The organism is Oribacterium sp. P6A1, assembly GCF_000702885.1.
Classification (GTDB): Bacteria; Bacillota; Clostridia; order Lachnospirales; family Lachnospiraceae; genus Oribacterium.
In genome coordinates, this window is record NZ_JNKO01000066.1 from 1 (window position 1) to 4,123 (window position 4,123).

Genomic DNA, 4,123 nt, shown 5'->3' on the forward strand with positions numbered 1-4,123 from the left:
AAGTGGAGCAAAGCTCCCTTGACATGCATATGTCACGCAACTAAACTTCCGAAAAAGAATCAATGGTTACCCACTATTTTTGACGAATAACCATATTATTGTATATGAGTGTTATGGGGGAATATTTATGATGAATGGATATAACAAAATAATTGAAATTTTAGAAAAAAATAGATTTAGATCAGATTTGGAGCGTATTGATTATACCCTATCCTGGGAAGAACCGGACAGAGTAAAGGGTTTGGATTTGGAAGCGACAAAGAAAAGAGTGTGTGAACTGATAAAAATAAGGGGACTAAAGGATAAGATCATTGCTGACAAACTGGGGATTACTCCACAGGCTGTCAATAAATGGAAACATAAAGGCACATTTTTTGTGATTGAAAATCTGTATGTTCTCAGTGGACTTTTGGATGTGAGTGTTGATGATCTATTGGTTCCGGTAGCCGTAAAAAAATGGAATGTCTTGATAGAGGTAAGGTAGATGAGAGACAAAGCAAGAACACGTCCTTTTTTGGATAGGATTGCAGAGGAGTGGGAGAAATATCCGGATCTTAGATTTGGCCAATTTGTTATGGAAGCGATTCCGGATAAGGATAAATTATGGAATTGTGAAGAAAGTGAATTTTTAAGGCACTTGGATGCTTTTTCAAATAAAGTGACATTGAAATAATTATCAGGTTTTAGGATCTATCTCAAAGCGGGTAGGTCCTTTTTTGATAAAAAATCATGGACAATTATTCCAGACCAATAAGCGGTTTAATATAGGTTCAAATTCTGATACAGCGAATAAGCTTATATGGATTATCAACCACGAGTTAACTGACAGATAGCATGTATGACTATATTATTTAATTACATGGAGTGTTTTCGGCTACATTAATCCGATGGTGGTGTGGGAATCAGCGAGTATTTACCTATCGGGTGTCATCGTAGCAGTCAGATTTTTAAAATAAAGGGATATTATGCATAGATAGCAGGGAGAGGTGAAAAATGCGATTTGATGAGATGGATGTAAAGATGCGAGTTTATGAACAGTCTTTAGATCAGGTATTACTTCCGGACATTTACATGGTAGCAAGACTTGACGGGAGAGGGTTTACAAGACTGACTAAAGAAGTTTGCCATTTTGAGGCGCCTTTTGATGAAAAATTCAGGAATATGATGGTGAAGACAACAAAGGTTCTTATGGATTGCGGATTCAGAGTGGTTTATGCCTATACAGAAAGTGATGAGATTTCATTATTATTTTCGGCTGATGAAGTTACTTTTGGAAGGAAGGTACGAAAGTATAACTCTACACTTGCAGCTGAAGCAAGTGCAGTATTTTCTCTCGAACTTGGTATGGCAGCAACTTTTGATTGCAGAATGGTGCCACTTCCAAATGCACAAAGAGTTGAAGATTATTTCCGCTGGAGACAGGAAGATGCAAACAGAAATGCCCTTAATTCACACTGCTACTGGATGTTGAGAAAGGAGGGAGTATCAGTTCATAAAGTGACTTCAGAGTTAAAAGGCAAAGGAGTTTCATTTAAAAAGGAGCTCCTTTGTAGTAGAGGAATCAACTATGACAATTTACCTTCATGGCAGAAACATGGTGTTGGTATGTGGATGGAAGAGTATGAAAAAGAAGGGCTTAATCCACTTACTGGTGAAGTAAAGATGACAACACGTAACAGAGTACACGTAGAATATGAGCTGCCATTAGGAGATGAATATGGCAAGCTTATCCGGAAGTTTACTTGATGAGGAAGGTAGATAAATATGAGAAAATTAGCATCAATACAGAAGATAAAGGAAATCTTTCCTATACCTGATGCGGACAGGCTAGAACTTGTTCAGGTTCTTGGATGGAAGTGCGTAGGAGGAAAAGGAGAGTTCCATGTGGGTGATATGGTGGTCTATTTTGAAATAGATTCATTTCTTCCGGTATGTGAGGAGTTTGAATTCTTAAGAAAGAGCTCCTATAAAAGCAATGACTTCATGGGCGAAGGATTCAGACTAAAGACAATGAAATTCAGAGGGGAGATATCTCAGGGATTATGTCTTGGAATAGAGAAACTCTCAAAACTGCAGGGGATGACTCTTGAGGAAGGGATGGATGTTACAGAAATCCTCGGAGTACGTGAGTGGGAAACGCCTGAGAGGGTAGGCTCCGGAGGAACGATGATAGGTGACCGCCCAGGATATATTCCAAAGACTGATGAGACAAGGATACAGTCAGCACCGGAACTGCTTAACGAGTTTAAGGGACTTCCATATTACATAACTACTAAGATGGATGGCTCAAGCCATTCAATAGGTGTAAGGGATGGAGACATCTCGTTTACCGGGCATAACTTTACTTATAAGGATGATGGAAAGTCAGCATTCGTGGAGCATGTAAAAGCAGCTGGTATACCTGAGAAGATGAAGGCGTATGTAGATGAGCATGGACTCAGCACTATGGTACTTCAGGGTGAATGGTGCGGTGAAGGGATACAGAAGAATAGGCTTAAGCTAAAAAAACCTGAGTGGTTCGTATTCACGGCTAGGGTGGATGATAAGAGAACTGACCTGACAACACTAAGGGAAATCTGTGAGTATGTCGGATGTCAGTTGGTTCCTGTTGAAGAGGAAGGAAATGACCTTTTGGCAAAGTATCCGGATGAAGCAGCTCTTTTAGCAAGAGCAGAGGGAATCGGTTACAACGGAACAACCAAAGAAGGAATAGTGATTCGTCCTGTCACACCTGTGCATTCGTATACACTTAGCGGACCTTTATCAATGAAAGTCATAAATAACAAGTATCTAATGAAAAATGATGAGTGATAGTAGACAGGAGAAAGCATGATATCAACATTATATGAACCATTCAGACATTGGTCAGAAAAGGGATCTGTTTATATTTTGTCTGATACTCATTTTAGAGATCCAGATTGTAAAATAATGGATCCTGACTGGATAGAGCCTGATGAGCAGGTCAATATCCTTAATTCCTTGATTATGAAAAATGACACATTTGTCTGCCTTGGAGACGTTGGAAGTCCCGAATACATCAAGAAACTTAGGGTAAAAAAGAAAATTCTGCTTCTTGGAAATCATGACAGAAGATGTGAGTACGCAGGGCTGTTTGATGAAATATATGCCGGACCGCTTTTTATAGCAGATAAAATTCTGTTATCACACGAACCGGTTTATGGCCTGCCGTGGTGCCTTAACATTCACGGACATGATCACAGTAATATGGAAATGTATAAAGAAGGCTGCAAGCATCTTAACCTTGCAGCCAATGTGTGTGGGTATACTCCAATCAATCTGGGAAAGCTCATTAAAGACGGCATTCTTTCTGATGTTGATAGCATACATAGGCTTACGATTGATCATGCTATTGAAAAGAAAGCAGGAAGGCAGTGGATTAAAAAAGAGACATAGACATGAAGTCAAAGATTTTAGAATTTATCGAAAAGAACCCGGACACTTGGGAGCTAGAGTTAAATGAAAGACTGATTCATACGAAACACAGCGATAATCTGGTGTGCTTTAAGTATGCAACTGAAGCTGACTTTTCAGATCCATTGGTGTGCGAAGCAAGAGGGATAATAATTGATCTCGATGAGCATAAGGTTGTATGCTGGCCATTTGATAAGTTTTTTAATGTGCAGGAGCAATATGCTGCGGATATCGATTGGAGAAGCGCGAAGGTACTTGAAAAAATAGATGGTTCTATGATCAAGATGTTTTGGTACAAGGATGCATGGAGATTTGCTACGAGCTCTACCTGCGATGCTAAAGATGCAGCTATTCAGGGATATAAGGACCTTACGTATTCAGAAATCATATCTAAGTCTGAGAATTACAGGGATATACCTTTTGATAAGCTTAATAAAGACTATACCTATGTTTTTGAATTGGTATCTCCTCTTAATCAGGTAGTCATAAGATATAATGAGACTATTTTATTCTATCTTGCTGCAAGGAATAACAAAACCGGCGAAGAAGTTGATAATGAACTTCCTGGTTTCATGAAACCCAAAAGCTATTTACTAACTCAAACTTCCCACACCCAAAAGGTGTGATGAACCTTGAAAACTCTATACTTTAGACAAATAAAATAGGCATAGGTCACTTTCAAATAAGGTAT

Annotated in this window: 6 protein-coding genes; all 6 read left to right on the plus strand. The window is 38.9% G+C overall.

Features of this window, described 5'->3' with window-relative positions; all coding sequences use genetic code 11:
* The first annotated feature begins 127 nt into the window (after nucleotides 1-127).
* The 6 genes from T515_RS16935 (at nucleotide 128) to T515_RS15825 (ending at nucleotide 4,058) form a co-directional block, all read left to right on the plus strand.
* Nucleotides 128-484, plus strand: a complete 357-nt coding sequence (locus tag T515_RS16935; RefSeq protein WP_051671823.1) for a helix-turn-helix domain-containing protein — start codon at nucleotides 128-130, stop codon at nucleotides 482-484.
* A complete protein-coding gene (locus tag T515_RS15805; protein WP_036613393.1) occupies nucleotides 485-673 on the plus strand; it encodes a hypothetical protein in 189 nt (62 codons plus the stop codon).
* A gap of 320 nt (nucleotides 674-993) precedes the next feature.
* Entirely contained in the window at nucleotides 994-1,746 is a 753-nt protein-coding gene (locus T515_RS15810) for a tRNA(His) guanylyltransferase Thg1 family protein (protein ID WP_036613396.1), read from the plus strand.
* An 18-nt stretch (nucleotides 1,747-1,764) separates the two neighbouring features.
* Nucleotides 1,765-2,811 carry an RNA ligase (ATP) gene (locus tag T515_RS15815; protein ID WP_036613398.1) on the plus strand — a complete coding sequence of 349 codons (1,047 nt, stop codon included), beginning with the start codon at nucleotides 1,765-1,767 and terminating at the stop codon, nucleotides 2,809-2,811.
* Between the two features lie 18 nt (nucleotides 2,812-2,829).
* Nucleotides 2,830-3,414 (plus strand): metallophosphoesterase, encoded by a 585-nt coding sequence (locus T515_RS16940; protein ID WP_051671824.1) that lies wholly within the window; start codon nucleotides 2,830-2,832, stop codon nucleotides 3,412-3,414.
* Between the two features lie 2 nt (nucleotides 3,415-3,416).
* Nucleotides 3,417-4,058, plus strand: coding sequence for an RNA ligase (locus T515_RS15825; protein WP_036613400.1), 642 nt, complete (start codon nucleotides 3,417-3,419; stop codon nucleotides 4,056-4,058).
* Nucleotides 4,059-4,123: the final 65 nt, after the last annotated feature.

What these genes read in the sequence shown, in the direction of transcription:
- T515_RS16935 (WP_051671823.1), top strand. Translation starts at nt 128, where the DNA reads ATGATGAATGGATATAACAAAATAATTGAAATTTTAGAAAAAAATAGA.
- T515_RS15805 (WP_036613393.1), top strand. Translation starts at nt 485, where the DNA reads ATGAGAGACAAAGCAAGAACACGTCCTTTTTTGGATAGGATTGCAGAG.
- T515_RS15810 (WP_036613396.1), top strand. Translation starts at nt 994, where the DNA reads ATGCGATTTGATGAGATGGATGTAAAGATGCGAGTTTATGAACAGTCT.
- T515_RS15815 (WP_036613398.1), top strand. Translation starts at nt 1,765, where the DNA reads ATGAGAAAATTAGCATCAATACAGAAGATAAAGGAAATCTTTCCTATA.
- T515_RS16940 (WP_051671824.1), top strand. Translation starts at nt 2,830, where the DNA reads ATGATATCAACATTATATGAACCATTCAGACATTGGTCAGAAAAGGGA.
- T515_RS15825 (WP_036613400.1), top strand. Translation starts at nt 3,417, where the DNA reads ATGAAGTCAAAGATTTTAGAATTTATCGAAAAGAACCCGGACACTTGG.